The 25,793-nt window shown below is 40.7% G+C and carries 34 protein-coding genes; 6 read left to right on the top strand and 28 right to left on the bottom strand.

Annotated elements, in window-relative coordinates; translation table 11 throughout:
• Positions 1-7: 7 nt before the first annotated feature.
• The 27 genes from CLW00_RS01310 to CLW00_RS01445 form a co-directional block, all read right to left on the bottom strand.
• Positions 8-1,573: a DNA cytosine methyltransferase gene (locus CLW00_RS01310; protein ID WP_106131838.1), complete on the bottom strand. Its 1,566-nt coding sequence runs from the start codon at positions 1,571-1,573 to the stop codon at positions 8-10.
• A gap of 53 nt (positions 1,574-1,626) precedes the next feature.
• Positions 1,627-2,037, bottom strand: a complete 411-nt coding sequence (locus CLW00_RS01315; protein WP_106131839.1) for a hypothetical protein — start codon at positions 2,035-2,037, stop codon at positions 1,627-1,629.
• Positions 2,034-3,542: a DUF4942 domain-containing protein gene (locus CLW00_RS01320; RefSeq protein WP_106131840.1), complete on the bottom strand. Its 1,509-nt coding sequence runs from the start codon at positions 3,540-3,542 to the stop codon at positions 2,034-2,036. Before CLW00_RS01320 ends, CLW00_RS01315 begins: the two co-directional genes overlap by 4 nt.
• 246 nt (positions 3,543-3,788) lie before the next feature.
• Complete coding sequence (locus CLW00_RS01325) at positions 3,789-4,376, bottom strand: DNA N-6-adenine-methyltransferase (RefSeq protein WP_106131841.1); 588 nt, start codon at positions 4,374-4,376, stop codon at positions 3,789-3,791.
• 2 nt (positions 4,377-4,378) lie between these two features.
• Positions 4,379-4,621, bottom strand: a complete 243-nt coding sequence (locus CLW00_RS01330; protein ID WP_106131842.1) for a hypothetical protein — start codon at positions 4,619-4,621, stop codon at positions 4,379-4,381.
• An 11-nt stretch (positions 4,622-4,632) separates the two neighbouring features.
• Entirely contained in the window at positions 4,633-4,929 is a 297-nt protein-coding gene (locus CLW00_RS01335) for a hypothetical protein (protein WP_106131843.1), read from the bottom strand.
• 277 nt (positions 4,930-5,206) lie between these two features.
• Positions 5,207-5,770 (bottom strand): DUF2829 domain-containing protein, encoded by a 564-nt coding sequence (locus CLW00_RS01345; protein WP_106131845.1) that lies wholly within the window; start codon positions 5,768-5,770, stop codon positions 5,207-5,209.
• Between the two features lie 44 nt (positions 5,771-5,814).
• Entirely contained in the window at positions 5,815-6,237 is a 423-nt protein-coding gene (locus CLW00_RS01350; protein ID WP_106131846.1) for a hypothetical protein, read from the bottom strand.
• Between the two features lie 13 nt (positions 6,238-6,250).
• Complete coding sequence (locus tag CLW00_RS01355) at positions 6,251-6,598, bottom strand: hypothetical protein (RefSeq protein WP_106131847.1); 348 nt, start codon at positions 6,596-6,598, stop codon at positions 6,251-6,253.
• An 11-nt stretch (positions 6,599-6,609) separates the two neighbouring features.
• Positions 6,610-9,138, bottom strand: coding sequence for a primase-helicase family protein (locus CLW00_RS01360; RefSeq protein ID WP_106131848.1), 2,529 nt, complete (start codon positions 9,136-9,138; stop codon positions 6,610-6,612).
• On the bottom strand, positions 9,107-9,307 hold the full coding sequence (locus CLW00_RS01365) for a hypothetical protein (RefSeq protein WP_106131849.1): 201 nt from the start codon (positions 9,305-9,307) through the stop codon (positions 9,107-9,109). The genes CLW00_RS01360 and CLW00_RS01365 overlap by 32 nt, the downstream gene beginning before the upstream one ends.
• Positions 9,308-9,351: 44 nt before the next feature.
• Positions 9,352-10,089 carry a hypothetical protein gene (locus CLW00_RS01370; protein WP_106131850.1) on the bottom strand — a complete coding sequence of 246 codons (738 nt, stop codon included), beginning with the start codon at positions 10,087-10,089 and terminating at the stop codon, positions 9,352-9,354.
• Complete coding sequence (locus CLW00_RS01375) at positions 10,082-10,513, bottom strand: hypothetical protein (protein WP_106131851.1); 432 nt, start codon at positions 10,511-10,513, stop codon at positions 10,082-10,084. The genes CLW00_RS01370 and CLW00_RS01375 overlap by 8 nt, the downstream gene beginning before the upstream one ends.
• Complete coding sequence (locus CLW00_RS01380) at positions 10,506-11,042, bottom strand: hypothetical protein (protein WP_106131852.1); 537 nt, start codon at positions 11,040-11,042, stop codon at positions 10,506-10,508. Before CLW00_RS01380 ends, CLW00_RS01375 begins: the two co-directional genes overlap by 8 nt.
• Positions 11,032-11,373 (bottom strand): DUF2528 family protein, encoded by a 342-nt coding sequence (locus CLW00_RS01385; RefSeq protein WP_106131853.1) that lies wholly within the window; start codon positions 11,371-11,373, stop codon positions 11,032-11,034. The genes CLW00_RS01380 and CLW00_RS01385 overlap by 11 nt, the downstream gene beginning before the upstream one ends.
• On the bottom strand, positions 11,366-11,590 hold the full coding sequence (locus CLW00_RS01390) for a hypothetical protein (protein ID WP_106131854.1): 225 nt from the start codon (positions 11,588-11,590) through the stop codon (positions 11,366-11,368). The genes CLW00_RS01385 and CLW00_RS01390 overlap by 8 nt, the downstream gene beginning before the upstream one ends.
• Positions 11,583-11,801, bottom strand: coding sequence for a hypothetical protein (locus CLW00_RS01395; protein WP_106131855.1), 219 nt, complete (start codon positions 11,799-11,801; stop codon positions 11,583-11,585). The genes CLW00_RS01390 and CLW00_RS01395 overlap by 8 nt, the downstream gene beginning before the upstream one ends.
• Positions 11,794-12,051, bottom strand: a complete 258-nt coding sequence (locus CLW00_RS01400) for a hypothetical protein (protein WP_106131856.1) — start codon at positions 12,049-12,051, stop codon at positions 11,794-11,796. Before CLW00_RS01400 ends, CLW00_RS01395 begins: the two co-directional genes overlap by 8 nt.
• Entirely contained in the window at positions 12,044-12,259 is a 216-nt protein-coding gene (locus CLW00_RS01405) for a hypothetical protein (RefSeq protein WP_106131857.1), read from the bottom strand. The genes CLW00_RS01400 and CLW00_RS01405 overlap by 8 nt, the downstream gene beginning before the upstream one ends.
• On the bottom strand, positions 12,241-12,426 hold the full coding sequence (locus CLW00_RS01410; RefSeq protein ID WP_106131858.1) for a hypothetical protein: 186 nt from the start codon (positions 12,424-12,426) through the stop codon (positions 12,241-12,243). Before CLW00_RS01410 ends, CLW00_RS01405 begins: the two co-directional genes overlap by 19 nt.
• Positions 12,423-12,638, bottom strand: a complete 216-nt coding sequence (locus CLW00_RS01415) for a hypothetical protein (RefSeq protein WP_106131859.1) — start codon at positions 12,636-12,638, stop codon at positions 12,423-12,425. The genes CLW00_RS01410 and CLW00_RS01415 overlap by 4 nt, the downstream gene beginning before the upstream one ends.
• Complete coding sequence (locus CLW00_RS01420) at positions 12,635-12,958, bottom strand: hypothetical protein (RefSeq protein ID WP_106131860.1); 324 nt, start codon at positions 12,956-12,958, stop codon at positions 12,635-12,637. The genes CLW00_RS01415 and CLW00_RS01420 overlap by 4 nt, the downstream gene beginning before the upstream one ends.
• Complete coding sequence (locus CLW00_RS01425; RefSeq protein WP_106131861.1) at positions 12,955-13,245, bottom strand: hypothetical protein; 291 nt, start codon at positions 13,243-13,245, stop codon at positions 12,955-12,957. The genes CLW00_RS01420 and CLW00_RS01425 overlap by 4 nt, the downstream gene beginning before the upstream one ends.
• Entirely contained in the window at positions 13,242-13,796 is a 555-nt protein-coding gene (locus tag CLW00_RS01430; protein ID WP_106131862.1) for a hypothetical protein, read from the bottom strand. The genes CLW00_RS01425 and CLW00_RS01430 overlap by 4 nt, the downstream gene beginning before the upstream one ends.
• Before the next feature lie 177 nt (positions 13,797-13,973).
• On the bottom strand, positions 13,974-14,288 hold the full coding sequence (locus tag CLW00_RS01435) for a hypothetical protein (RefSeq protein WP_146131357.1): 315 nt from the start codon (positions 14,286-14,288) through the stop codon (positions 13,974-13,976).
• Positions 14,227-14,559, bottom strand: a complete 333-nt coding sequence (locus tag CLW00_RS01440) for a hypothetical protein (protein WP_106131864.1) — start codon at positions 14,557-14,559, stop codon at positions 14,227-14,229. Before CLW00_RS01440 ends, CLW00_RS01435 begins: the two co-directional genes overlap by 62 nt.
• A 9-nt stretch (positions 14,560-14,568) precedes the next feature.
• On the bottom strand, positions 14,569-14,835 hold the full coding sequence (locus CLW00_RS01445) for a hypothetical protein (protein ID WP_106131865.1): 267 nt from the start codon (positions 14,833-14,835) through the stop codon (positions 14,569-14,571).
• A gap of 159 nt (positions 14,836-14,994) precedes the next feature.
• On the opposite strand from CLW00_RS01445, the gene CLW00_RS01450 reads away from it, so the two are divergent.
• The gene (locus CLW00_RS01450; protein ID WP_106131866.1) at positions 14,995-15,363 is read left to right on the top strand and encodes a helix-turn-helix domain-containing protein; all 369 of its coding nucleotides are present in this window, start codon (positions 14,995-14,997) and stop codon (positions 15,361-15,363) included.
• Between the two features lie 446 nt (positions 15,364-15,809).
• Here the strand turns inward: CLW00_RS01450 and CLW00_RS01455 are convergent, their stop codons facing one another.
• A complete protein-coding gene (locus CLW00_RS01455; RefSeq protein WP_106131867.1) occupies positions 15,810-16,445 on the bottom strand; it encodes a helix-turn-helix domain-containing protein in 636 nt (211 codons plus the stop codon).
• Between the two features lie 147 nt (positions 16,446-16,592).
• On the opposite strand from CLW00_RS01455, the gene CLW00_RS01460 reads away from it, so the two are divergent.
• The 5 genes from CLW00_RS01460 (at position 16,593) to CLW00_RS01480 (ending at position 25,464) form a co-directional block, all read left to right on the top strand.
• Complete coding sequence (locus tag CLW00_RS01460; RefSeq protein WP_106131868.1) at positions 16,593-16,982, top strand: type III secretion system chaperone family protein; 390 nt, start codon at positions 16,593-16,595, stop codon at positions 16,980-16,982.
• Between the two features lie 11 nt (positions 16,983-16,993).
• Positions 16,994-17,716 (top strand): PspA/IM30 family protein, encoded by a 723-nt coding sequence (locus CLW00_RS01465; RefSeq protein ID WP_106131869.1) that lies wholly within the window; start codon positions 16,994-16,996, stop codon positions 17,714-17,716.
• 67 nt (positions 17,717-17,783) lie between these two features.
• Complete coding sequence (locus CLW00_RS01470; RefSeq protein WP_106131870.1) at positions 17,784-18,416, top strand: OB-fold-containig protein; 633 nt, start codon at positions 17,784-17,786, stop codon at positions 18,414-18,416.
• 14 nt (positions 18,417-18,430) lie between these two features.
• Positions 18,431-20,455: a flotillin family protein gene (locus tag CLW00_RS01475; RefSeq protein WP_211300131.1), complete on the top strand. Its 2,025-nt coding sequence runs from the start codon at positions 18,431-18,433 to the stop codon at positions 20,453-20,455.
• A 152-nt stretch (positions 20,456-20,607) separates the two neighbouring features.
• Entirely contained in the window at positions 20,608-25,464 is a 4,857-nt protein-coding gene (locus CLW00_RS01480) for a DNA repair ATPase (RefSeq protein ID WP_106131871.1), read from the top strand.
• Positions 25,465-25,793 lie beyond the last annotated feature (329 nt).

A 25,793-nucleotide genomic window follows, 5' to 3' on the forward strand; every position in this document is an offset into this window, starting at 1 on the left:
TGTTACTTCAAGATAAACTTTTAACGCACTGTCCGATTATCCACTCCTGCACCGGTGGTGTGACGGCATTGCCACATTGCTTTACCTGGTCACGCTGATTGCCGAGTATGATGTAGTCAATATCGAAAGCCATGGAAGCCTTGACCTCAGGAGCTTTGATCATTCGGTAATAGCAATCTTCAATCAGGGGTTTTTGGTAGTTGATGAGGTAGGATCTGTCACGGGTGTTTACTGTACCGATTGGCTCAGATATCTTGGAAGCCTGATGACTGCCGTAATAGTATTGGATAAAGCTGCTCCAAGATTCATGTGTGACTATGCCATTGTTGATATTACTCGTCTGTGCCGGCATAGATTCGGTTGAAGGTTTTGACATGGATTTCCCTTTGTTCTGGACAACCAAGGGAACTCCCATCAGCGAATGGTTGATTCCTCCTGCAGTAATGGTTGACATGGGATGATTGGCGGGTTTTGCTTCACCCGTTTTGTTCATCTCAATTATCCATGGAGTCACTAGAGCTGAGGTTTGTCTGGTAGTTTGGGTAAGAAAAGGATCTGTTACCTTTTTGGCATTTTTCATTTGAGATCCATTTTCTGTTTTGATGACCATTGGAGTGGCTAAAGAATGACTTAAGTCAGTGCATTGAGTTCCTATAGGTGATTCTATTGTGCTTTTTACCCTTCCGTTTACTCCGCTTACCTGACGTGTTTGAATTAAAAGCGGATCCACTCCGTACCTGTCCAATCCCCACTGAATCCTTTTGAGGGTATTGGGTGAAAGCGCCTTTTTCCTTTCTCCGATCTTTGTACCCAAATCGCTCCAATCAATGGCATTGAATGCCGCATAGTAGTAGGGTTCTACCACTGTGCCATCTTTCGGGCATTTATATTGATATTGGAAGCGGTATTTCCCGAATTTTTTTTGAGGGTTTTTCCAAACCTGCACGGCGTGGACATCCTTTCCGCAACATGGACAATGTGCCAATGGACGGTAATCAAGGTCAGGAGCTTTGTTTCCTTTCTTCCAGAAAACGACATACATCCTATCCCTACTCTGGGGAGTTGGCCAGAAGTGCATGGAATTCAGGTAAAGACATTTGTGCTCATATCCAAGTCGGTGCATGGCTGCCAACCAAACATCGAATAGTACCCACTGAGTACGGGCTTCCACCACATTTTCGACAATCACAATTTCATAATCATGGTATTCTGCAAATCTGCATACGTCCCACATCGTGGCTCTGCTCCGTTCGGTGGATGGGTCAATGATTCCCTTGTCAAAAAGGTCGATTGTTGCTTTTACATTTTTGTGACGATTGCCACCTGCTGGACTGTGGGTGGTGCATTCTGGAGAAGTGATCAGAATATTGGTGCTTGGGTATCTTCTGGGATCACAGGCAGATATATCAGTGCAATCGTGAAGCGTATCGGGAAAATTGCTGTTGTGGGTATCAATGGCAAGTTTCCAGTGATTCAAAGCCATTTTGACTTCTACTCCTGCTTTTCTTGCTCCCTGCGAACTGCCACCGGCACCGCAAAACTGGTCTGTTGCTGTTATATATGAGTTCTTCATTTTGATTTTAGATTTTAGATTTAAGAATTAAGATTTAAAAAGGGATAATCTTTTCAGAGGTCTGCCTCCATTACTTTAAGCTCTGCTTCGAGGCTTGCAATTTTATTGATGGTATTGATATAGCGTTGATCCTCCTCAATTGGAAAAAGGGAATCCCATTTGGTGACTACTTTTGCCAGTTTGTTTTTGTATTCTGTGACCTTTCCTTTCTTTGCTCTGAGCTTATTAATCTTTTGCTGATCAAGCGTTTTTTGGCTGGATTCACAATGTCCCCACTTGAATTCTACATGGGCTTTGGGGTGTTGAACCTGAGCTAAAGCAGCCCGGTATTTGAAATACCAATCCCATTTATTACGGATTTCAAATCGCATATCATCCCATCTGATGATTTGAAGGAGGTTTCCCCCCTTCTTATCAAAAACCTTGATTAGGACAAAGTGGGCATTATCATATACTGTAATCATGATTGCCCTCCTTTCTTTGGCTCAAACAATGGATATCCTTTGATTCGGGATATTTCCTGATTGAATCTGGCCCATACGTTTTCGTCTTTGAACTTGAAGTGGATGGTGCCTTTTTTGTATCCTTTGATCTCGAAAAATTCCCAGTCAAACCACTGCCCAAATTCTACCTGTGGCAATCTTTTGCAGTCTGGATTTTTCTCCAAGTAGGAAAGCATATCTGATTCATTTCTGAAATAGACCGGATATGCCCTGAATTTTACGCTTTGATCCAGTAGAACTTGGCCCTCTCTTTCCACCATAAATTCATGGTTGCACCGATCATACAGCGATATGGATTTGTTGTAATCCTTTCCTGTGATGTAGCATAGGGCTTTGAGTAGGTCCTCTATTTTTTCCAAGTTGTGTGAACCGTACCTAACAGCAAATTTTCCACTCCAGCTTATCTCGGTCAATCCGTCCAGGATGAATTTTTGATTGACCAGGTAATGGCTATTGGTTTTCCATCCTTCGACTGCATACCTGTTTTCATGGTAGTGCTTTGTGATGCGGTCAAATACATCTTCCAATGCCCGATCCATTCTTGACCTTTGTGTACCCACTATCATTTGGATCATGGCATAGATATTCTTCATCGTGAAGGGTATCTTTTGCTGCGTCTCTACAAATTTGTTGATGTCATCCTTCACTGATTTGGTGACATACTTCCCCATGTTCATCTTATCCAGCACATAGTTCCAAGCGGATTTTTGCAGATCTTTTTTGAATTCCTCACGGGTGGTCTTGGCTTCGTCTGTGGTCAGGTTGAGACCTATTTTGGATTTGTAGAAAGTTTTGGTAAGCTCATTCATCCGGACAGCAGCATTAAGCTGTTCATCGAAGATTTTGACCGATCCGACATACCTTCCTACTATATCCCGGACAAAGTTGTAGCGCTGCAATCCTTCCACTTGCGCTTCTTCCTCCTCATCCATAAAGAATCCTTCAAACTCGCTTTCTCCGGATTTTGGTTTTCTGAGGATGATATAAGCCACTTCCACACCTGTCTTTCGTTCCGCATTGGAAAAGCAGTCACCCAGATAATCCATCTGTCCATAATCATCTATGATCCTCTTGAGCACTTTTCTTGTTCTGTTGTAGATGTTGGCCACGGTTTCCCAATTGCAAAGTGCCCTGATCTCGCAGCCTTCGGGAGCAATTTCCCAAGCATGAAGGATATGCCGTGCATCTTCACTAAATGGAGGATTCATTATTATGTGTGAAATATGGCTTATCTGAGCGCTTTTAACTTTGAAGAAATCATCCTCGATTACCCTGCATTTGAGCATAGCGCGGAGTTTGGGTTCTTTTTCAGAGGCAATTACTTCTGCGCCTCGGATAAGACAATAATCCACCATATTTCCAGAACCTGCATGAGGCTCCAGTATTTTGGATTCTGGGAAAGCAATCCCTTCGGTGATCCGCTCGATGACTGCTTCGGGTGTTGGGTAAAAGTCTGAGTTAAACATATTTTTTGTAATGCCTGCTTTATCCTCCCGGCATGGAGACTAAGTGATAAAATGAAAGCACCTTATCACGAAGTCTCAAGGACTGAAGGCAAGGTGGAACGGAATAAAACCTCTCCCCCGAGCTATCGGGGCCCTTCCTATTTATGCCGTAGTACCTTGTGTGGATTTGATGTCAGTTAGGACCTGTGTCCTTGATGCGAGTAAATTTGTGTGTTCATAGTATCACCACTTTCTTGATTTCAGATTTCAGATTGGGTTCAGTTCAGAAGTTTCAAATGATTCTTCATTGATAGGTTCAATAGTTTTCAGATATTTTTTATTGAGATTTAAATTGATAATCTGACCTTTTATTCCCGATTTGATCAGAGAATTGAAATTTGATTCGTTGAAAGCAATAAGTACTGAAGGGCCTCCAGAATTTGCCTTTGCCTTAATTCCTTCAACCGTATAAAAGCTTAGTCTACCTCTGATGAAAAGCATACCATAAGCTTTTTCCCAAGCCCAATCAAAAAAGGTAGTTGTTTCAGTTCTTGCAAAAATTAAAGCAATACCATTTTTGTGAGCTGCCAGCTTTTCTAGCCAAACTTTTGATTGGTCACCGTACGGGGGATTACACCATACTCTTCCAAACCAGTCTTTAGTAAGCCCATTTTCCACTTTGGAAAAATGGGTTGAAGCAGTATCCCATGGTCGGTTAATAGGCGAGCATGGATCAAGATCAAAAGGACCTAATGCATTAATAATTTCGGGTGGTGTTAGCCATTCATCATTCTTCATTTTGGAAGATTGATGAGACCCTATTCCGTTTTTTTTCTTGTTTCTTGGCTCTAGCATTTTTAAGTTCTTTTCTTCAGAGTATCCAATTTTTCCTTTAATTCTTTGAGGGATTGTAATGCGTCAATCACTTCGTTCATACCGTTGATGGCATCATTTAACTCACTATCTTTGGCAGCTTCGACTTTGTGAAAGTTGACTTTATCAAGGATTTGTTCTTTGGCTTGTTCGATACTATTGGCGAGTACTTTTGACTTCATTTTCTTTCCAAAAAACTCGAAGTAAACTTCATATTCCTGTAGCATGGTATGGGATTTTAGAGGGTAGACGAAAGTTTCTTTAGTCCTTCATTGAAGTCTTTCATCATTGCTTCGATGTTCTGATTTATATCAGCATCTCTCTGAACCTCCAGTTCATCTATGTACAGATCAAGGGCGCAGATATATCGGTAGAGTTCAGGGCTTTTTGTAAACATTCTGTGAATGTCTCCCAAGCCAGTTTCTCTGGGCACAAAGTCCTCAATCTTTGGTCTTGGTGGATTTGAACAGGTTGTATTGTTTTTCCTTGTGGTATCGTCCATATTTTCTATTTGTGATGTGCTGTGAGCGGTCATGGTTTAGATGGCATCGCTGACAGAGAGCCGCCAAATTGCTGAACCGGTTGTTACTTCTGTCCCGGTCGATGTGAGCTACGGTCAGGATCACTTTGGATCCAGTGTCTGGGTGAGGCTGGTAGTTAACAGCGCCACACCATTCACAGTGATTCTTTGCGCGTTGAAACCGTATCAGTCTACTGATCAGGCTCCATTTGGGATGGTATTTGGAGTAGTCTATGGGCATGTTCGATTTTAGATTGGGGTGGTTAGTGAAGACAAAACCACGGAGTTAATTTTAAGAATCAAACAACTGCCAGTCCTCAGCAAGCATGTCAGTCTGGGATGCGAGCCAGCCATTGACCATGGTGCCATCGGCTGCTTTCATGCAGATGTAGGAGGTGAATTTTACTTTTGAATTTGGCAAGGCTTGGCTCTTTGATATCACGCCTGTTTCCTCATTCATCCATGGGTCTCTTTTGGCATAATAATTTTTGAGACTTTGAGGAAGAGACTTTACTTTCTCAACTATAAAATCAACATCCAATTCATCCTCCGGCCTAATGAAGAGGAACATCCCTTTGCCGTTCCATCCTTTTCGAGTGACCAGTTTTCCTGCCTTTAGTGCGCAGATGGCCCAACCGAAGTCAAGACCTTCAGCTATTTCCCAGTCCGTCCTTTGTTGTAATGCCAGGCGATGTGCAGCAGTATGGTTTTCCGATATCCAAGGGATAACTATGTCACCTTCCTTGGTCAGCCCCAAGACTTCGCCGTCTTCGTCCATAAACCAGTATCCTCTCCATTCTGGGAGTCTTACTTTTTTTCCATCTTCGAGGGCATTCATTATTCCTTCGTAAGTCATGATTTTAAAATTTAGATTTAAGATTTAGTGTTGATAATAATTTGTCAGTTCAAAAGCTTGAAGCCGCCTTTTTCTATTTCTTTATAAAGGGTATTGCCAGATTTGGTGACGGTATATGGTAAGAATACCTCAGCCATAGCAGCTACTTCTGCCTCTACTATTGCGACTTGGGCTTCTACCCAATCTTTCACTATTCGCCATGAGACTTTGATAGCTTGTTCTTTTGTGCAGAGATTTCTGGGCACCTTTTTATTTTTCTCCATTGCTCTCAATACTCCACTATAGTTTGCAGGAAGTGAATAGACTGTCATTTGATCATTCACAATCAAACAAAAGGTGACAGCGATAGGGATACCGTCTTCATAGTCACATACTATTTTATTTGCCCCATGAGCAACCAGTATTTTCTGTATCTCACCAATGGTTTTGATCGAATCTATTTTAGTGGTGTAATTGAGTATGGCCATTTAGATTTGAGGTTTAAGATTTTGGAAACTCGACTTGATCTTTATCGACTATCAGGATTTTTTCTACCTGATCGGGGCTCAACTCTGAGTCGAAGGATTCTGTCCTGATCTTGCTGGTCAGTTTGTCCCGCATTTTCTTGACATTGAACAGTCTCCTGACGTTTTGCCCGTAGGACTTGGTAGGTCGGCGGTCAAAGAACTGGGGGTACTTTTTGAGGATCTCCATTTTCTCTTTTTCATCCATAGGGATTTTTTTCACGGTGGAGATATAGACCTTTCTGACATCTTCGGGAAATGTCTCGTAGGTTTCCTGTGAGATGTCTTCCCTCAGGTGGTAGGTGTAGTGTTTGAATCTGCTCATTGAAATTATTTTTAAAATGGTGCTGGTCCTTTTCTTTGATCCCAAAGCTCTTCCTGTTTGTACTGCTTATTGTCAAGGGGTTGGGCTTCGGCAAACTCCTTGGTTTTCTTTTCTTCTTTGCTGTCCTCTTCTTCATGTTTGCTGAATTCGAACGGTGCTCTGAATTCCTGGTATTCTACAGGAGTGAGCCAATCATCTGGCTTGAAGAGGTAATGCCTTTGGGTTTCCTCTATGTAGGCTATCCTAGGTTCATTGTCAGAATCGAAACCATTGATATGCGTAGGCAGCTTACACCTTCCCGGAGACAGGTACTTCATGCCTTTTTTCTCCTCCAGATAATACTTCAGTTCCTTTTCATCTATCCTGTATTTGCTCAGTGCCGGATCATTGAGGTATTTGAGCATGGTCTTTCTATTGACCCTAATGGATGGAAGCTTGTAGGTGAGGAAAAGGTCTTTGATCCAGTTTTCTACCACCACATCAAGTCTGGCCTTGGTGACTTCGATGATCTTCCGCATTTGATCGGTTTCGAAGTCTTTGGGGTCAAACCACAGCCTTGAGGTTTTCTTGTGGAAGATTTTTCGGTTTGAAAGAAAGCTGATCCAAGCGGGGATTTCTGTTTTGAGCTTATTCTCCAAGTCTGGATCCTCTTTGTCGGTCTTTTTTACTTTGACCACAAACCAACGGGTATCTTCCTCCTCCATTTTCATCAGGTTGTCCGCGTCATTGGAACAGATAATCAGATGCCCGAAATATGGAATAGGCTTCACGTCGATTCCTTTGAGTTCCATGAATATCTCCTTGGCGGTAACCATCTGCTTGAGCCTTTCCCGTTCCGCTTTTTTCTCGACATCCAAGAAACCTTCATCAAGGCCGATGATAAACTTGGAAGCCCAGTGGGCGTTGAAGTTTTTCTTGAACTGGTCATTGTTCAGCACGATGCCATTGCCATTGTACACCATGCACAGCCATTCGAGAAAAGTGGACTTTCCTGTCTTTTGGTCCTTGGATACCAGGCAGGGAACAAAGGTCTTTTGGGTGGGATGTTGATGGAGAATGGTCAGGTAGTCCAATGCTATGGTGAATTGATCGCCCTTGTAAGCCGTTTCTTTGTACACTTTTTCCTCTTCATCCCATTCCACTTTTCCTTCTCCTTGGAATAGGTGTTTGACAAAGCCAAGTGTAGTGTCAATCCTGCCCGGCTTTGGATCCCACATCAAAGGTTCCATCAGGTTGTAGCAGCCGTATATTGTCCTTCGGTATCCTTTGGGGTCCCAAGAGGGCAGCGAAAAGAATCCGTCAAAACGTGGGATATCCTTATTGATCATCTGCTCTGCCTGGTGCTTGGGATAATCCCTTTTTATTTCAGTCACAGACCATTTTTCAATCCTTTCTTCCGTGATTCCTCTGTGGTTGGGCAGGCGGACTCGCTTGATCCAGTTGATTCCTATTCTGGCGAATCGGTCTGCTTCTTCCGACTTGACATATTTTAGCTCCTCTCCTGTCCACTCGTACTTAGTGCGGTTGAAGATGAAAGGCCTACTGCCAATATATTCCTTATAGATGGCGTAGAAATCAGACTGATTGTTAGTGCCGAAATAGCGGTATATCCCCGAAGTCTGACCGTCAGTAAGTGGCAATCCATCAAAGTAGGTTTTCGCAAAGTGCAGCTGCGAAAGGTCATCCATGATCTGCTGCTGCTTAGCCGGCAGCGAGACCAAAAGATCATCCAAGCCCTTAGTATGCTCATACATTTTGGTCTTGAGGTGCATAAAGTAGACATGCGTGAGGTTGACGCTTTTGTCTTCAATGAGCAGGTGAAGACTGTTGCGGAAATTTGCCACTGCATTGGCAAAAGACATGGGGCGTGTCCTTAGGTCTTTGTTGTCTTTCCACTTGACAGTAAGGGTATCTGCGTCAAGGAGCATGACAATATTTTTGACTTCACAGTCCAGAATAATCTGCTGTATGATTTCATTGATTTCCCGACGGTGGTTGGTGTCTCCTCCATAAAAGCCGTGAATACCTGGAATGCCGACAAATTCCCAGTTTTCCATTTCCCCGATTTTGTCCTTGACCATCCAAGCTTTGAAAGCCTTGAACTCCCCTTCCACCAAGACCAGAGTTTCAATTTTCTTATCCGTATTATATGCCTTGATCACCCCGGGGGTGAGATAAGGGACCAGCGGAGAGCCTTTTTCCTGATGGTACTTGGCAGTGTGGATATTACCGTCCTTTTCATAGGTATTTTCTTTGGTCAGACGGATTCGGGAAAAGTTCTTAGACCACTTCAGTCCATCAGGTTTCCAGTCAATCGGGTAACCGGTGGGCAGGAAGTAATTGATCTGAATTCCTTTTTCATGGATTTCAAATGCCTTGTTTTCTTTGGTTTTGGTGGTGCGTATCCAAGCTGAATTTTCTCCATGCTCATAGTCCGGACTGGTGATCGTATTGATCTCCTCGGTAATGCCGAGGCCGCGGAGTCGCTCCTCGTAATATAATTTTGCTTCATCGGGTATGGTGGTTTTCGGATTGCTCATTGTCGGGGTATACTTCTGCTTCGAGTTGCTGTATTTCGGTAAAAAGGGCGGTCATTTCTTTGGTCAACTGATCCAGTCGCTGTGAAGGGATGTCAGGATCTTCAAGGACTTTCTTCCGTTTGGCTTCCAGTTGGGCCTTGAGGTTGGAGAGTTGTATGGATTTATCCATGGTCAACCTCCTTTCCTGAGAAGCGAGATACGAGAGGCGAGAGATTAGACATGAGCTACCTCCTCTCCTATTACTTGCAGATGATTTTTGAGAATGGTTTCCTCAGATGGATGGCCAGTGCGGGATAGTTCTCTGAACTTGATCACCCATACCCAGGGGTTGGCTTGCCAAGAGGCTTGACCGTTGATTGATTTCCAGAGTGTTTTAAAAGAAGATTTTGCATTTGAAAGGTTATAGAGATTTGCTTCATAATCGTAATGCCAACCTTTATAGTCTATTCCTTTTCCAAATTGGATACCCTCATCAATCGCATCCTCCTCACTGATATGCTGCAATCTCTCTACCTTGACGTCCTCGACCATCAGCCAGATTCGGGCAGCTGCTTTGGGCATATGGATGGAGGGTTTCCATGTAAAATTATTCTTCTCTGTACTTGCTCTAAATCTTATTCCATTGTCTTCAGGTTTAGAGGCGGTCTGCATATTACACCAAGTCTCCCTCACCCAAAGGAGGTCGCCAGGTTTGCCGTAGGGGCAAAAGAAATCTAAGCCAGAACTATTAGGATAATTGATATGCTTAAAGAAAAATCTCTCTATTAGTCTTAAATCAAATATCCAATCCGATGGAGTGTTTATATTAAGATAATCAAGTCCTTTTGTTCTTCTAGTCTGCTTTTTCAATCCATGCAGCACAGACTTCACCATTTCTGTTTGGTATAGTATAGGCCTCTCAGTGATCAGGTGGCTGTCAAGGAGGAATTGGTTTGGTTTTAGCTTAGCCATTGGAGACCTCCCTTTCTGCCATTAAATGGATCTCATTGATATAGCGGGAAATGTTCTTTTCGTCCTCTCTGGCCATGCTCATATAGAGGTTGGCCTTGAGTTCCTGTAGCCTGTAATTGCTGTCCGTGTCTGGAAATTCTTCGAGATAATCTTCGAGTTCGTATTCCTCCAATTCCAGTTCCTTTATCATTTTGAGAAGTACTTCAATCTGGCTTTCGGCTTTGTTGAGTGCCTGGTGATAGAGCCATAGGGCAGTACCGATTTCCTCGTCTTTGGCGTCCCTTCCTTCCTTGTATATTGTGAGACTGGGGCCTTGGTCAAGCCGTAGGATCATAAAAAGCCTGTCACCCATAGGATAGGATTCCAAAGAATCGATGGCGTTGAGCTTGGCGGGGACCTTTTCTATAAGTGCTGAATTAGCCATTGGTGACCTCCTTTTTCTTAAAGTGTTGATCTCTGATGGCTTCAAATTCCTTTGAAGTGATCTCAATGATATTTGGGTCTGTTGGAATGTGCTTGTCATCGAGGAAAAGCAGGATGATATCACAGCATATTTCCATATATGGGATAGTGAATTTTCCATATATCCCTTCTTCTATCGATGCTGCTTCAAGGACATAGGAATAATTGCTAGATGGAAGACCTTGCAGAAATTCTCTAATTTCTCTTCCAAGCTTGTACCGTGTGTTTGACACAAAGACATCCGGAAGATTGGAGTCCCTTTTCCAGGTCTTAGTGTCCACTTTTTCAGGGTTTTTGAATACAAAGCCCGAGTAAATCAAAGTCCTTGTAAAAGTCTGATTGGTACTGGTTCCAAAATACTTCTGATAGTCAAGACCTGTTTTTTCTTTGATGGCCTTTTTATTGTCCTTGTCTATCTGAAGCTCTCTGGTCCTAAGTGCATGGAGCTTTTTGTATGCAGCACTGCTTTTTCTGGTGACTTTATAAAACATCCTTCACCTCCATTTCCAGATCGTTCTCCTGATAATCAATTCCACTGTATTCAGTAAGCTTAATCCCCATGCTTCCATCAATCGGGGCAAATCCTTCTTGATTCCAGGAATGTATTATCTGATAGTCAGAACTATCACCACCAACTCTTAACACTTCCAAGGCATATTTTTTCAATACTTCATCGATAGGATCTGCTTCCTTATCATAATCCCATGAAAAAAAATCAAGGGTTTCTCTGGCCATTTCCTCGGTGAATTTTTCGAGATCGACTTCAAATTCAAGCTGTGCTGTATAGAAGTCATAATTGAAACTGTAAATTTTCTTAGTCATTGGGTTGTGGTTTTTTGATTCGATTGAATTCTGATTTTTTGTGAGGATATTTTTCAAGAGAGCACATGTATTGCTCAGATGGAAAATCAGGTTTGTTTGCTGCGATCATGGCATCTACCTTTTTTTTGGGAAAGCCTGTGATGTTGAACTGTGCCACCCTTTCACCTGTATTGTAGGGCTTGGTGGTGTAGCAGAGGTATTTAAAGTAGTTAGGCATTGGATACCTCCTCTCTTTCTTTAAAACATGTAAAAGTCTGAACCATGGTACTATGCCGGCAAAGCCTTATTCTTTGGGTAGTGCCATTATAATCTACCGGTATAAATGGCTTAAAATAATGGCAATGCTTGCACGGAGGCTCTGTGATGGACTTGAGGGCTTCCAGGTTTTCGGGTTCCTGTTCGGCCTTTTTTCGGATTTCCTCAAACATCGGTGACCTCCATTTCTTCAATGTTCTCAATTGGATATCTTAATTGCATTAAATCAGGATTTCTATTGGTTACAAAAAAAATACGATCACCAGTTTTAAGTACCGTTTCTGAATAATTCACAAGCTTAGATCCTATCCATATACTTTGTTGAAATGGTCCACAATTCACAACTGTACCATCTTTATCTAAATCCCACCACAGAAAATCCTGTCCGTGATCCTCAAAGTGGAGTCTTTTAATTTTATCCATTGGACACCTCCTTTTTCATTTTTGCACTTCTTACTAGGAATAGTTCTTTGTCGGGAGCAAACTCGAAGGTGTTCTTTCCCCATGTGGTTATCTTGACGGTATCGGTTACTTCTATCGTATCCACCCAGTATTCTTTGTACACCATGGAGTTGGTTTTGAATACATCTCCGGGCTGTAGTTCTTTGGCTTTTATATGTGGTCTGTACATAGCTGATTTTTTAATTCTTGAAGTTCTTTTTCTTTGATTTCCTTCCAGTGGCGGAGTTTGATGCGGTCTTCCTCCTGAAGCTCATGGATATAGCGAAGTTTGTTTTCATAGACCTGTATATCGATTTCCAAAAGGAAGATGCCCGTGTTTACTTCTTCCTGTGTCATCTGCGAATCCTTTTGGTATCACACCAGAAAAAAGCAGGGTACACATCCCTGAGAAGTTCGCGTGTCATATTGAGGTCATTTTCTTCGCAGTACTTGACGATCTTGTTCTGTTCCTGCATTCTGCCGATCAGTTGACCGGCCATAAAAGCTATCCATCCGGCAAGTGCCATGAAAAATACCAGTAGCATTGCCATTGCTGAAGTTGTAATCATTGTTGTATGGGTTGAAGTGTGAGAATTGCTTTGAATTTTTCTTTGTTGACTATTCCCTCTCCTGGGACATAGTACCATTGGCCTGAATATGTGCCGGGTTCTCCAAGTGCGTCCTCAAAAAGGATGAAGACCCTGTCCGGCTCGGCTTTGAGGATGATACCCTCCGTTTTCAGCCCAAGCACTTTTGGAGTTCCGCAGCGCATGGCCATAAAGAGCAGGAGAAAACCGAAGATGATGGCTGTTACCACTGCCCGAAAACAGCCTTTCCCGCTGTTTTCCAAGCCATCGTCCGTATAATAGGGCTCTTGAGAATCTATCATTTGTAGGGATGTTTGGATGGATTGCTGCGCTGACGGATGTTGCTTCCCGGTCTGACCGGTACCTGAGTGATTGACTCGGCGCGTTGGGTTCCTTGGGACCAATTGGTCTTGGTGACAAAGTCAAAATAACCTTCGAGCACTTCTTCTATGCTCACACCTATCTTGCAGTAGTTCTGTCCCAGATAAGTGATATCAAGACTATATACTCCTTGCCCATGCACAATGGGCGGCAACTGATATGGGGCTGTGCCCATGATCTGGCCAATCAATACATCTCTGCTTTTCATGGCTTCTGGGATTTATATGCTCTTGGATTGTTGCCGAGGTCGATGCCCTGTCTCTTGGCATACTTGAGTTTATAGCCCTTAAAGCGTTTTTGCTTTTGGGTCTTTTTCACTACCGCTTTTCCGTTGCGTGGCTTGAAGATGCCATCTGCAAAAGCCGGAGTAGCCATCAAAAAGGAAAGGCAGATTACCAGGGCTTTTTTCATCATTCGGGAGATATTGAACAGTGGTGCCTCTCCGGTGATGACTACTCTTTTCTTTGCTTTTTTGGGGAATGCTTCTTTGACTTTAATGAATTCGCCACTGGCCTGGTCACAGATCAGGATCAGGTCGTCTCCGTAAAGGATGATCAATACATGATCACCCTGGTGTTCGTTTCCGTTTTTTTCAGGTCGGCAGAACTCTGATTTCCATTCTTCCAGCGTTATGGCCAGCTGGTCAAGGCTGTCAAAGACGTGATCATTTTGAAGGTGTTCCTCAATGGCAAGCAGCCAAGCCTCCAGGTGTTCAAGTGTGGGATTTGTGAGTTCTGATTTTTCTATTTCTAGTCTCATAATGTAAAAAGGTCAAATGTTTTTTTTCTTGCTCGTCGTACTTTTGATCGGAGGGCCTTTGAGGGCTTTTCCGTTTTCCATAAATCAGGTCTGATTTCCTGTGATATCATCACTGCGGATATGAGGCAGATCATGAGGAAAGACACAATGAATTTCAGTGTGAATTCCCTGGCTGTCTCAGTCGGGACTGCGAAACCCAGGTGTTGGGCTCTGATTGTAGCGTTCATCTGTTAAAAGTTTAAGTATCGGCACGTTGTGATCGGGAAAAAATGCCAATACGATTAGGTCTTCGATTTCATTTTCAATTTCTCTGAGTTCCAAAAGGATCTCCATGATGGATGTTGACAAAGCTTTGTCATTATCCGGAGAGCTTGGAGCATCGATAAACTCTTGTTCGAGGGATTTCAATCTGCGCTTGAGCATAATCTCGTCATCGAGCAGTAGCTTGGAATAGCGAATGTTGATTTCCTCCGGAAGCGGATACTTTTTCATGGTACTTGGTTTTAGCGGTGTTGATGAGTTCTAGCATATCAGCGCGGAGTTTGGAAAACCTGCTTTCTTCATGAGGAAGGAGCAGGATGATTTCAGACTCCAGCTGCAAGACAGCGTTCAGCTGTACCGTTTCTGACTTTTGGGAGAAAAAATCCGCCTTGAGGAGGATTTTGCTGATGGCCTTCGCTCTTGCACCATTGAGATAGCCGGTCATTCCATAGGCCTTTTCTCTTGCTTTTGCGAATTTTTTCAGTTTGGCTAAAGCTCCCATAAGTAGATATTACTTAATTAAACCTAATTTTTCAGTCAAACATGACTTTTCTGCAATCTCTCCAACCAATAAATCAGTGTCTACCATTTGAAATCCGGAAATCCACTTTTTGATTGATTCCAATTCATGTACATTAATTGGTGTTTTGTTTGTATTTTCTAGCAGTTGAGTGAATCTACGGCGAGAAATTTCCATTTTTTCAAGAGCCTCTTCAGTTGGTCTAGCTTCTTCAAGTCCTGCTCTTAGCAGTAATTTTTTCAGGTTTGTTTTGATCATAATGGTATTTGATATACAACAATTATGTATTTGTTACGTATCAAAACAAGTAAAAAGTATATATAAAGTCAAGTAATATTAATATATTTTATATATTTTTTGCGTAATCAACTGACATTCAATACGCTAATTTTACATAATACAAGTAAAAAGCATTTAATGAACGATTTCAGAAGCAGGATAGCAGAGGGTTTAAAATCTCTTAGACTTCAAAAAAATTACTCTCAGGAGTATATAGCTGAAAAGCTTGGTAAAAGTGATTATACAGGTTATCAACGTATTGAGTCAGGTCGAACAGAATTAAAATTTGAAGATGCTTATAAATTAGCGGACATATACAATGTCCCAATGGAAAAAATTTATAATCCGGATCTCAATGAATCCAGTACTTTTTCGGAAGGTTCTGTAGCTCCCTATGGAAAAAGAGAAGTCCTTCATCTCAACATTTACCTCGATGGCACAGAGACTCAACTTGATAAGCAAATAGAGCTTTTGAAGCGCGTCAATTCCTGCATTACATCTGACTAATTGAAACAGTTTCTGAAACAAAAGTAGGTTTTGAAACAGTGAAACAAGATTAAAAAACGCTGTTTTAGGCCGTTTTAAGGTATATGAAAAAGAATATGCGTGATCCTTCCGAGTGCACTATAAACATCGATTATTGGTTTAAAAACGGCTTTTTTTATAGCTTCACTTTATCATTTAGGATTAGAAGTTTGTTGATTAAGTCCATATTTGAGGAAAGAAAGCAATTTTGAATCAAATTATTTGTGATAGCATATAAAATACCCACTTCTGACAAGAGGTGGGTATTTTTTTGGTTTATATATAGTCTAAAAATTTACGAATTACACCTATTTTTTTCATCATCCGTGGTGTCACTCCCCTTAAATTAACTTATAACCTAAACTGAAAAACTCTTACCTTAAAGAATAAAAAAACTATAATTCAAAATGAAATTAAGGATGCAAAAACTATTGGCTTTTCAATTGTTCTTCTAAAAGTTTAATTTTATGCTCCATGGAAGCAAGTCTTTTTTCCAATGGAGTTTTATCCTTGACAGGACTATAAATTCCAAGCACTTCATAGAGACCTTTAGATTCTTTTAGGCTAAAGGTTGAATTATCTAGTATGATGCTATTTGGTTTATAGTCATCAACTTTTCCTATTTTATATACGCCATTTGATTGCACTACAAATAGTTTTCCCACAACCGGCTCATGCGGCACTGCAAAAATTATTTCATCTGGTTTTATATAAGCATTTGCTTCGACTTGATCAGATAAAATGAAAATTAGATTATTTGGAAAGATTCCCGAATTTTCTCTTGAAAATATCCCTGAAGATAATTGATTAACTGGGTTCTGAATGATTGTTGGTAAACTAAAGCCACTTAATTGATTGACAGTTACGTTGCTTGAAAGGAGGATATCAGTTGAAAGGTGAAATACTTCTGCTGTTTTCAATATGGTTTCAATTTTTGGTTCTGCCCTTCCCTCTTCATAAGAACTTATTACACCTCTGCTAACCTCTAGCAAATCTGCCAATTGAGTTTGTGTCAAACCTCTCACATTTCTTATTTTTTTTATGTTTTTACCAAATTTTGACATGCCTTTGATTTTCGTAAATTTATGATGCAAACAAAATTAGCATTAAATAGCTAATAATAATTGCAAAATTAAAATTTTTATTTATTATTGTAAAACAGTTGATCTAAATATAATTCATTTTTAAAAAAACCCTATAAAGAGTTGATTATGGAGCATTATTTTAAAATTGTAAAAGAATATGTACTTGAACTTGGTTCTGTCATCCAATATGAAAATGAGTCTGACAACTTATTGGTAATAGAAAATGAAGATATGGGAGTCAAGAACATGGTGATTGGTGTAGCAACTCCCATCATTATTATCGAACAGTACTTGTTCGACTTGAAGGATGAGGCAAATATTTACAAACAGTTGCTTATCAAGAACAGAGACATTGTACACGGTGCATTTGTATTGGATGAAACAGGCAAAAAAGTCATTTTCAGAAATACATTGCAGGCAGAAACTTTAGACCTGAAGGAATTGGAAAGTACCATCAATTCGCTCGGCCTTTTGCTTTCTGAGTATTCAAACGAAATATTATCATTTTCCAAATAAACCTTACTGTTATGAACGTTTTAAAAAGATTATTCAAAATAGGACAAGCAGAAACCAATTCAGCCATCGACAAACTAGAAGATCCAATCAAAATGATTGAACAGGGTCTTAGAGACATGCATGAAAATCAAGACCGTGCATTAAAGGCACTTGCGGAAGTTAAAGCAATGCATATTAGAAGAAGCAGGGAACTAAAGGAATCCATCAGTCAAGAAGAAGACCTTCAGAACAAGTCTGTCTTACTCCTGAAAAAAGCACAGACGGGTGAGCTGGACAAAACAGAAGCTGACAATTTTGTTAAAGAAAACCTAAGAAGAAAGGCCAAATTAAGCCAGGAAATCAAATTGATAACAGAAGATGTCAGCAACCTGGAAAAACAAGTGGCAAGTCTTGAACAAAATGTAAACAGAATCAAAGCAGGGATCAAACAGTGGGAAAATGAGCTTGGTACCCTGAGAGCAAGAATCAAAGTTAGTAGCGCCACTCAGAAGATCAACAAACAGATGACCAATATGGATAGCACAAGTGTGGTGTCTATGTTAGAGCGTATGAAAGACAAAGTCATACAAGATGAAGCTCTGGCAGAGGCTTATGGAGAAATGGCTGAAAGCAGTATTACACATGAGGAAAAGCTTAAAAAAGCCCTGGAAGATATTTCTGTAGAGGATGAATTGGCCCAAATGAAAAGAAACATGGGACTCTCCGATTCAAAGGAACAGTCAGAAAATACTTGAGTAAACCAAGTGTTCAAGAAATTAAAGACTGTCCAGCAAAACAAATCTTTCAAACTAACAGCGCAACATGGAAAGACTAATTGAAATATCTTTTGCCCCAGCCAATTTCATACTAACCCTCCTGGGGATTATCATGCTGATTTATTGGCTTGTAGTCATCTTCACAGGTTTTGATTTTGAAGTGGCGGATCTGGATGCAGAAGCTGATCTGAGCAACCCAGAGGTGGGTGTTGCTGAAGGACAGGGGTTTTGGAATGCATTTATGGAGTTTTTCTATATCGGAGAATTGCCTGTCATGTTTATCATTTCCATTGTCGTATTCACCATGTGGCTGATCAATGTAAATGTGACCGCAGTATTTGGAATTTCGGATAGTCTTTTGGGATTCTTGGTGTACATTCCAGGGTTGGTGGTTAGCATGCTCGTCACAAAAGTAGTTGCCAGACCCTTTGTAAAACTGTATGGGCATTTCAATCACAAAGGTGAAGTTGCAATAGATTTTATAGGAAAAACAGGACGTGTAGTCTCCCCTATAGGAAAAAACAAAATCGGTCAGATCGAAATACAGATTGAAAGTGATGTCGTAAAGGTCTACGCCAAATCGATTGATGAGGACTTTATTAAGTTCAATGAGACAGTCATCATTTTGGAAGAGTCCTCGGATAAAAAATATTTTTTAGCTCAAAAATATCAACTATAAACCAATAAAATCTTATGATGGAATCATTTTATGTAATAGCAGGAATAAGTGTAGTCGTGCTATTAGGGCTATTTGTTTGGCTCATTTCAATGTACAAAAAAGTTAGCCAAGGCCGTGTATTAGTTCGGACAGGTCAGGGTGGTGTAAGGATATTCTTCAATGCAGGATTGGTGGTACCAATCCTGCACAAAGAAGAAATCATGGACATCTCAGTCAAAAAGCTGGAAATCTCCAGAATGACGAAAGATGGTCTGATCTGCAAGGACAACATGAGAGCTGACATAAAAGTGGCCTTCTTTGTCCGCGTCAACAAATCTGTTCAGGATATCATTAATGTAGCCCAGACCATCGGATGCGCCAGGGCCTCTGATCATGAGACACTTGAAAGTTTGTTTGAAGCCAAGTTTTCGGAAGCATTAAAAAGTGTGGGGAAAAAATTTGAATTTATAGAGCTTTATGAAGCTAGGAGAGAATTCAGGGACGAAATTATCGACATCATTGGTACAGATCTAAACGGATACGTGCTTGATGACTGTGCAATTGACTATTTGGAACAAACCAAAGTAGAAAATCTGGACCGGGACAATATCCTTGATGCTGAAGGTATCAAAAAAATCACAGAGCTGACTGCTGCACAAAACATCAAAGCTAACTTGATCAGAAGAGATGAAGAGAAAATCATAAAAAAGCAAGATGTAGAAGCTAGAGAAGCAATTTTGGAGTTGGAAAAACAACTCAAAGAAAAAGAAGAATCCCAAAGACGTGAAATTGAAACCATAAAGGCCCGAGAGCAGGCAGAGATTGACAAAGTAACATCTCAGGAAAGGCTTAAGTCAGAGGAAGTACGTATCCGTACTGAAGAGCAGTTGCAAATCCAAGAAGAAAACAAACTTCGACAGGTAATTATTGCATCCAAGAACAAAGAACGAGCAGAGGCTGTAGAAACCGAAAGGGTGAAAAAAGACCGTGATATTGAAGCCACAGAACGTGAGCGAGTAGTTGCCCTTGCTCAAATTGAAAAAGAGAAGGCCGTTGAAATTGAAAAGAAAAACATTCAGGATGCCATTAGGGAGCGAGTAGCTATGGAAAAGACTGTAGTGGAAGAGCAGGAGAAAATCAAAGATGTAGAAGCACTAAAAGAGGCACATAGACAGAAAGATGTCGCCTTAATAATTGCTTCTAAAGAGGCTGAGAAAAACCTGATTGAAGAAGTGAAAGCTGCAGAATCCAAAGAAAAATCTGCCAAGCACGAAGCAGCTAAAATCATCATCGAGGCCAATGCACGCAAAGATGCAGCTGATAAGGAGTCTGATGCAAGAAAAATCATTGCCGAGGCAAAAGCCAAAGAAGAAGCTACCATTGGTATGTCAGAAGCACAAGTGATGCATGCTAAAGCTGATGCTATGGAACGTCAGGGAACTGTAGATGCCATAGTAATTGAGAAAGTGGCTGAAGCGAAAAGAAAAGAAGGATTGGCAGAGGCTGAAGTAATTCAAGAAAAAGCTATTGCAGAGGCGAAAGGTATTCAGGAAAAAGCAGGTGCTATGAAGCAACTCAATGATGCTGGGAAAGAGCATGAAGAATTCCGATTGAAGCTTCAAAAGGAAAAAGATGTCGAGTTAGCACAAATCAGCATTCAAAAAGATATCGCAGATGCGCAGGCGAAAGTACTTTCAGAAGCATTTAAAACTGCTAAGATTGACATTGTCGGAGGAGACAACACCTTCTTTGATAATCTTATCAAGCAGATTTCTACCGGAAAAGGAATTGATAAAATGGTTGAAAACTCAACTACCATCACACAATTTAAGGATGCACTTATAGGAAACGGTATCGACGATACGCCTACGGACTTGATAGAGAAAATAAGAAGCATTGCCCACAAATACGGCATAACCACAGAGGACCTCAAAAACATCTCGATTGCTGCTCTAATAGCACAAATTCAGATGAAAGCAAGCGATGAGGATAAAGGCTTTTTGGCAAGCATGCTGACCATGGCTAAAGGAATGGGAGTAGAAAACAGGAGGATCTTATAAGATTCTCCTATCTTACCCATTTCCATCAAAACCATCCTGGACTTGACGACAACTATTTATTGATTTGTCAAAGTTTAGAAAATTAAGCCTTGGTTTTCATTTTAGTCTGTTAAATAACCCAACCAGTTTTATTATAACTTTTATCCATTAATATGGAAACGAATATAGAAAGAGGTACTTACGAAATCATACAAGGCCGTCTCCAACAGCAACGGTCCCAACTGATCGAAAGGCTGCAAAAACTTAATAGAGAAAGGCAACAAATATTTGGCGCCGTTGATTTTAAACTGCTCTCAAATGTCCGTATCAATACCCAGCACAATTGTATTGCGAGGGATATTGTGTCCGTTGGCGGAATATGTCTTTTCGGATATAATGTCCGTCTTGGTCTGAAATCAGTCCTGGAAGTTGCAGATGTATTTAGTGCCTTCCGCTTTACAGAAAACGAATTTCACCCCCTCTCTCTGGATATTATTCAGGACAAAAGTTTTGCTGATGAACTACAAAACCTATATAAATTTTATAGGTATACCCAGTTTTCCAGATTTTTTGTCAAAGGAAATTTTCTCTATATGGTTTTTCAGCTTTCGGAAAGTCCTACAGATATCAAAGCTTTTAAATGGTTGATCGAAGAGGAAAAGCTTCAGTTCCTAAATTCCAGAAGTGCTGCGGAAGTCACTTTTCCATTACAACACGAATTTGAATGGGTGAGAGCTACCCGTGACATGCAGAGAATTGGAAAAAACCCTCATGTTTCAGTGGTAGATAAGGTATTTGTAGAGACTACCAAAGGTAACTTGACCATCAAAGTAGAAGACAATACAGATGACGGATTGGGGATATACTCTGAAGATGTGGAACATGCCGATCAGTCTTTGGATGATGGTGAAATACATTATTGCGACTTGGGAAACCTTGTACTGTTAAAAATTCGCCCTTATTTAGAAAGTGACCGATATTTTATTTTTAATCATCGAATTAAAAATGTGGTAAGAGTGGATACTCTCAGGGATGCCGGAATCCTTTTACCAGATGATCAAGGCATCATGCTTTCCAATGGTTATTATTTACAGACTGGGGAAAATAAGATTTTTGACAGAAAAATTGAAGGAGTCAAGTTTTTAAGAAAAATACAGTCTCCAAATGGAGAAGATTACCTTTTTATCTTCTACGAAGAAAAAAACCATGACTTTGTGATTCTGTCCTATAATGTCATAGAACAGACAGTAAAAACCCCGATTTTCTGTAATGGCTTCACTCTTTTCAATGACGGTGAACTTTGCTATTTTAATACAGAAAAAGACCCGAGTAAGCATCACCTGATTCAAATATGGCAAACTCCCTATACCAAGGAGCTCTTACCAAACGAGGCTTTCAAGGATCATGAACTTTACAAAATTGGCAATCGGCCAATTGTAAAAGCCATGGCCGAAATCCAAGAACTTGTTGTTTTGCTGAATAAAGAAGACAGTTATAATGGCTTGTATGAAGATATTGAAAAACGAAGTCAAAGCATTCTGGACGGTTACTTTTGGTTGAAAAACAATGCCCCGGAAGGACTACAGCAACCCTTACAACAAGTTAAGGAAATAGCCCTTTCAGCCATTGATGAGTATGAAAAAGTAGTCCAAATCAGAGAAAATACGGTCGCTACTTCGAATAAGGTCAAAGAAAAAGTAGAGAAAATACTTTTTGACACACGTAGCGCCAATTTTGACAGCCTTGACAAATATGTTTCATTGCTTTCGCAGATGAGGGGAATTCGAGGTGAGATTATCGGACTCAAAAATCTGCGGTACATAGACATGGAAATGGTGGATCAGCTTGAAGATCAGATGTCTAAAAGATCAGAAGAGCTATCCAAAGGTTGTGTACAGTTTTTGTTGCAAGACAATGCTCTTGAGTATTATCAGACTCAAATGGAACAATTGACGGAGTCAGTTGGAGGGCTGTCCAAGGTCATAGATGCTAAGGAATTGGAAAAGGAATTAAATGCCCTTTCTCTACAGTTAGAGTTGTTGATTGATATAGTAAACAACCTTAATGTAGAGGACACTGCGCATTCCACCCAAATCATTGAAAACATTTCCTTGATTTTTGCCCAACTTAATCAGCAAAGGGTTGCCCTTAACAACCGAAGAAGGCAGCTTGGAGAACGGGAAGCCAGAGCTGATTTCCAAGCACAAATGACCTTATTTGAACAATCTATAGTCAACTATTTAGACTTGGCCAATGATCCGGTCAAATGTGACGAATACCTCACAAAGCTTTCAATACAGCTAGAAGAACTGGAAGGACGTTTTGTTGATTTTGATGAATTTATAGACAAAATAAGTGAAAAAAGGGAATCAGTTTATGCTGCTTTTGAATCCAAAAAAGTCAACCTAACTGAAGCTCGAAATCGCAGAACCAACTCTCTATTCAGTTCCGCTGAACGTATCTTGAAAAGTATTAAATCACGGGCCGGAAGTTTTGAAACAGATGTTGAAATTAACGGCTATTTTGCATCAGATCTGATGATTGAAAAGGTACGTGATGTGGCTTCGCAGTTACAGCAGTTGGATGATGCAGCCAAGTCAGAGGATTTACTGTATCAACTGCAGGTATTACAACAAGAATCCATACGTGCATTAAAAGATAGAAATGAGCTTTTTGAAGATGGTAATCAAGTCATCAAACTTGGGGAATACCGCTTTGCTGTCAATCAGCAAAAACTAGACCTTACTTTGGTGATAAAAGAGCGCCAATATTATTTTCACCTTACAGGAACCTCCTATTACGAACAAGTAAATGCTCCTGAAATCGAGGCTTTGAAAGACCTATGGGAACAGGAACTGCCCTCAGAAAATCAGACGGTTCATAGAACAGAATACTTGGCTTGGCAGGTTTTTCATACGCTCGATAAAAGCAAACCATTAACAGAAGCCGAATTAATAAGTAGTATAGCGAAATATACCTCCAAACATTATGGGGAAGGTTATGTCAAAGGCGTACATGATCAAGACGCCCTGTTGATCTTGAAAACGCTGCTTGAAAAAGACAGAGACCTAGGGTTACTCCGCTTTGCTGCCGATACCAGAGTATTGGCACAACTTTTCTGGCATTTCTTTGCTGAGGATCAAAAGGCTTTTTTCAAAAAACAGTTTGTCTTCCTCAACTTGCTCAAACAAGCTTTTAGCCACTCACGGGAGGAGCTACACTTACTGGAAACACTCAGGAAAGCCATTTCACAATTTTCTAAAGCACACAAATTATTTGAAAGTACCGATCCATATCAGGCTGCTCTATATTTGGCAGAAGAACAGGCATCAGAAGGCGTTGTGATGGAGGCTAATGCATTTGACTTGCTTCAAAACTTCAAAAAGGAACTGAAATCAAAAAATGCAGACTTAACTTTTACTGAAGCACAACAAGAGATCGCAGCATTCCCAGCTGAAGTCTGGCATCTATCAAGGCAATGGCTCAGTACCTATGCTGAAAACCAACAACTTTCACTCCCTGATAGCATTTTGGATGAAGCCACAGCGTATATAGTTACCAAAGCTGCAAACATTCAAAGTGTTCAACAAATTTCAGGTAAAGCCAGTCTAGAAGGGCTAAAAGAAGCCATAGGTCAACAGGATGGAGAAGAGAATCTTTACCAATTCGATTACCATGACTTTACCCGTAGACTAAAGCATTTTACAGAAGAAATTCAACCCAGATATCAGCAATTGCAGAGTTTGAAACACCAGCTAATTTTGCAGAAAAGACAAGCTCTTCGTTTGCATGAATTCCAAACGCAAGTTCTGACCAGTTTTGTACGAAATAAGTTGATCAACCAGGTATACTTCCCTTTGATCGGAGCCAATTTCGCCAAACAGTTGGGGGCATTTGGCGCAGACAAACGAACCGACCGGTCAGGGATGCTGCTGCTTATTTCCCCTCCTGGATATGGCAAAACCACCCTGATGGAATATGTAGCAGATCGCTTGGGATTAATTTTTATGAAGATAAACGGTCCTTCCATAGGGCATGAAATCACCTCGGTGGATCCTTCAGAAGCAAGAAATGCCGCGACTAGACAGGAACTACAGAAACTGAACTTGGCATTTGAAATGAGTGACAATGTGATGCTCTACCTGGACGATATTCAGCATTGTAATCCGGAATTTCTTCAAAAGTTCATTTCTCTCGCAGATGGACAAAGAAAGATAGAGGGTGTTTTTAACGGCGTTTCTAAAACTTATGATTTCAGAGGCAAGCGCTTCTGTGTGGTTATGGCAGGTAATCCCTATACCGAAAGTGGGGATAAATTCCAGATCCCAGATATGTTGTCAAACAGGGCTGATATTTACAACTTAGGTGACACCGCATCCAATAGAGCTGATTTGTTCAAGCTGAGCCTAATAGAAAATGGATTAACTTCCAATTCCCACCTCAAATCCATTACCCAGTATGGGTTGGATAATTTATATAAACTGGTGGAATTTATAGAAAGCGAACAACAACAGTTGCCTGATTTGGAGGGCAACATAACCTCCCAAGAAATCCAAGATTGTGTGCAAGTATTGCGAAAAACGATGGTTATCAGAGATGTTGTATTGAAGGTCAATGCCCAATACATTGCTTCTGCAGCCATGTCCGATGACTATAGAACTGAGCCACCGTTCAAGCTACAGGGTTCTTATCGGGATATGAATAAGCTGATGGGTCAAGTAGTACCGATTTTGAATGATGGTGAAATAACTCAATTGCTGTTGGACCATTATCAAAACGAATCCCAGACATTGACTTCCGATGCTGAATCCAATTTATTGAAATTATCCGAAATGATGGATTTGCTAGATCCCAAAAAACTAGCCAGATGGGAAGCTATTAAAACTGCATTTGTTCGAAACAACCGGGTTAAAGGCATGGGAGATTCTGACAGGATGGCACAGGTAATTGGTCAAATGACTCTGTTTGTTGAAGGTTTGGAGGGCATAAAGAATGCTCTAAATCAATTCAACAAAAATGATAAATTATAAAATATCTATAGCTTGAAAGCATCAATGCCTAAGCAATTGAGTCATTATACATGATTAAAATTCAGACCTTAAATACTTAAGATCGCATGAGAAGCGGGCAGCTTAAACAATGCTATAACATCCAACTCAGTATCCAAGGTTGCTTTTGGTCAACTATATACCTTGTACCAAAAAAAAATACGATGCCACAACATTCATCCCACTTAAGAATACCTACAGGCAGATATGCGGGACTTACCCCGAAACACTGACTACTGATGGGGGTATGTAAGCCAAGAAAATGGGAAGTATTAGCAAAATTTATTTCCCATTTAAATGAATTGATTTGA

It is taken from the genome of Mongoliibacter ruber (assembly GCF_003003005.1).
GTDB lineage: Bacteria > Bacteroidota > Bacteroidia > Cytophagales > Cyclobacteriaceae > Mongoliibacter > Mongoliibacter ruber.

Coding starts and splice junctions, on each gene's coding strand:
- CLW00_RS01445 (WP_106131865.1), bottom strand. CDS start 14,835: ATGATCAAAACAAACCTGAAAAAATTACTGCTAAGAGCAGGACTTGAA.
- CLW00_RS01310 (WP_106131838.1), bottom strand. CDS start 1,573: ATGAAGAACTCATATATAACAGCAACAGACCAGTTTTGCGGTGCCGGT.
- CLW00_RS01440 (WP_106131864.1), bottom strand. CDS start 14,559: ATGGGAGCTTTAGCCAAACTGAAAAAATTCGCAAAAGCAAGAGAAAAG.
- CLW00_RS01480 (WP_106131871.1), top strand. CDS start 20,608: ATGGAAACGAATATAGAAAGAGGTACTTACGAAATCATACAAGGCCGT.
- CLW00_RS01425 (WP_106131861.1), bottom strand. CDS start 13,245: ATGAAAAGCAGAGATGTATTGATTGGCCAGATCATGGGCACAGCCCCA.
- CLW00_RS01355 (WP_106131847.1), bottom strand. CDS start 6,598: ATGAGCAGATTCAAACACTACACCTACCACCTGAGGGAAGACATCTCA.
- CLW00_RS01330 (WP_106131842.1), bottom strand. CDS start 4,621: ATGCTACAGGAATATGAAGTTTACTTCGAGTTTTTTGGAAAGAAAATG.
- CLW00_RS01345 (WP_106131845.1), bottom strand. CDS start 5,770: ATGACTTACGAAGGAATAATGAATGCCCTCGAAGATGGAAAAAAAGTA.
- CLW00_RS01410 (WP_106131858.1), bottom strand. CDS start 12,426: ATGACACAGGAAGAAGTAAACACGGGCATCTTCCTTTTGGAAATCGAT.
- CLW00_RS01430 (WP_106131862.1), bottom strand. CDS start 13,796: ATGAGACTAGAAATAGAAAAATCAGAACTCACAAATCCCACACTTGAA.
- CLW00_RS01375 (WP_106131851.1), bottom strand. CDS start 10,513: ATGGCTAATTCAGCACTTATAGAAAAGGTCCCCGCCAAGCTCAACGCC.
- CLW00_RS01335 (WP_106131843.1), bottom strand. CDS start 4,929: ATGACCGCTCACAGCACATCACAAATAGAAAATATGGACGATACCACA.
- CLW00_RS01360 (WP_106131848.1), bottom strand. CDS start 9,138: ATGAGCAATCCGAAAACCACCATACCCGATGAAGCAAAATTATATTAC.
- CLW00_RS01405 (WP_106131857.1), bottom strand. CDS start 12,259: ATGTACAGACCACATATAAAAGCCAAAGAACTACAGCCCGGAGATGTA.
- CLW00_RS01470 (WP_106131870.1), top strand. CDS start 17,784: ATGGAAAGACTAATTGAAATATCTTTTGCCCCAGCCAATTTCATACTA.
- CLW00_RS01350 (WP_106131846.1), bottom strand. CDS start 6,237: ATGGCCATACTCAATTACACCACTAAAATAGATTCGATCAAAACCATT.
- CLW00_RS01380 (WP_106131852.1), bottom strand. CDS start 11,042: ATGTTTTATAAAGTCACCAGAAAAAGCAGTGCTGCATACAAAAAGCTC.
- CLW00_RS01450 (WP_106131866.1), top strand. CDS start 14,995: ATGAACGATTTCAGAAGCAGGATAGCAGAGGGTTTAAAATCTCTTAGA.
- CLW00_RS01325 (WP_106131841.1), bottom strand. CDS start 4,376: ATGCTAGAGCCAAGAAACAAGAAAAAAAACGGAATAGGGTCTCATCAA.
- CLW00_RS01415 (WP_106131859.1), bottom strand. CDS start 12,638: ATGATTACAACTTCAGCAATGGCAATGCTACTGGTATTTTTCATGGCA.
- CLW00_RS01400 (WP_106131856.1), bottom strand. CDS start 12,051: ATGGATAAAATTAAAAGACTCCACTTTGAGGATCACGGACAGGATTTT.
- CLW00_RS01390 (WP_106131854.1), bottom strand. CDS start 11,590: ATGCCTAACTACTTTAAATACCTCTGCTACACCACCAAGCCCTACAAT.
- CLW00_RS01465 (WP_106131869.1), top strand. CDS start 16,994: ATGAACGTTTTAAAAAGATTATTCAAAATAGGACAAGCAGAAACCAAT.
- CLW00_RS01420 (WP_106131860.1), bottom strand. CDS start 12,958: ATGATAGATTCTCAAGAGCCCTATTATACGGACGATGGCTTGGAAAAC.
- CLW00_RS01395 (WP_106131855.1), bottom strand. CDS start 11,801: ATGTTTGAGGAAATCCGAAAAAAGGCCGAACAGGAACCCGAAAACCTG.
- CLW00_RS01475 (WP_211300131.1), top strand. CDS start 18,431: ATGATGGAATCATTTTATGTAATAGCAGGAATAAGTGTAGTCGTGCTA.
- CLW00_RS01320 (WP_106131840.1), bottom strand. CDS start 3,542: ATGTTTAACTCAGACTTTTACCCAACACCCGAAGCAGTCATCGAGCGG.
- CLW00_RS01455 (WP_106131867.1), bottom strand. CDS start 16,445: ATGTCAAAATTTGGTAAAAACATAAAAAAAATAAGAAATGTGAGAGGT.
- CLW00_RS01370 (WP_106131850.1), bottom strand. CDS start 10,089: ATGGCTAAGCTAAAACCAAACCAATTCCTCCTTGACAGCCACCTGATC.
- CLW00_RS01315 (WP_106131839.1), bottom strand. CDS start 2,037: ATGATTACAGTATATGATAATGCCCACTTTGTCCTAATCAAGGTTTTT.
- CLW00_RS01435 (WP_146131357.1), bottom strand. CDS start 14,288: ATGAAAAAGTATCCGCTTCCGGAGGAAATCAACATTCGCTATTCCAAG.
- CLW00_RS01460 (WP_106131868.1), top strand. CDS start 16,593: ATGGAGCATTATTTTAAAATTGTAAAAGAATATGTACTTGAACTTGGT.
- CLW00_RS01365 (WP_106131849.1), bottom strand. CDS start 9,307: ATGGATAAATCCATACAACTCTCCAACCTCAAGGCCCAACTGGAAGCC.
- CLW00_RS01385 (WP_106131853.1), bottom strand. CDS start 11,373: ATGACTAAGAAAATTTACAGTTTCAATTATGACTTCTATACAGCACAG.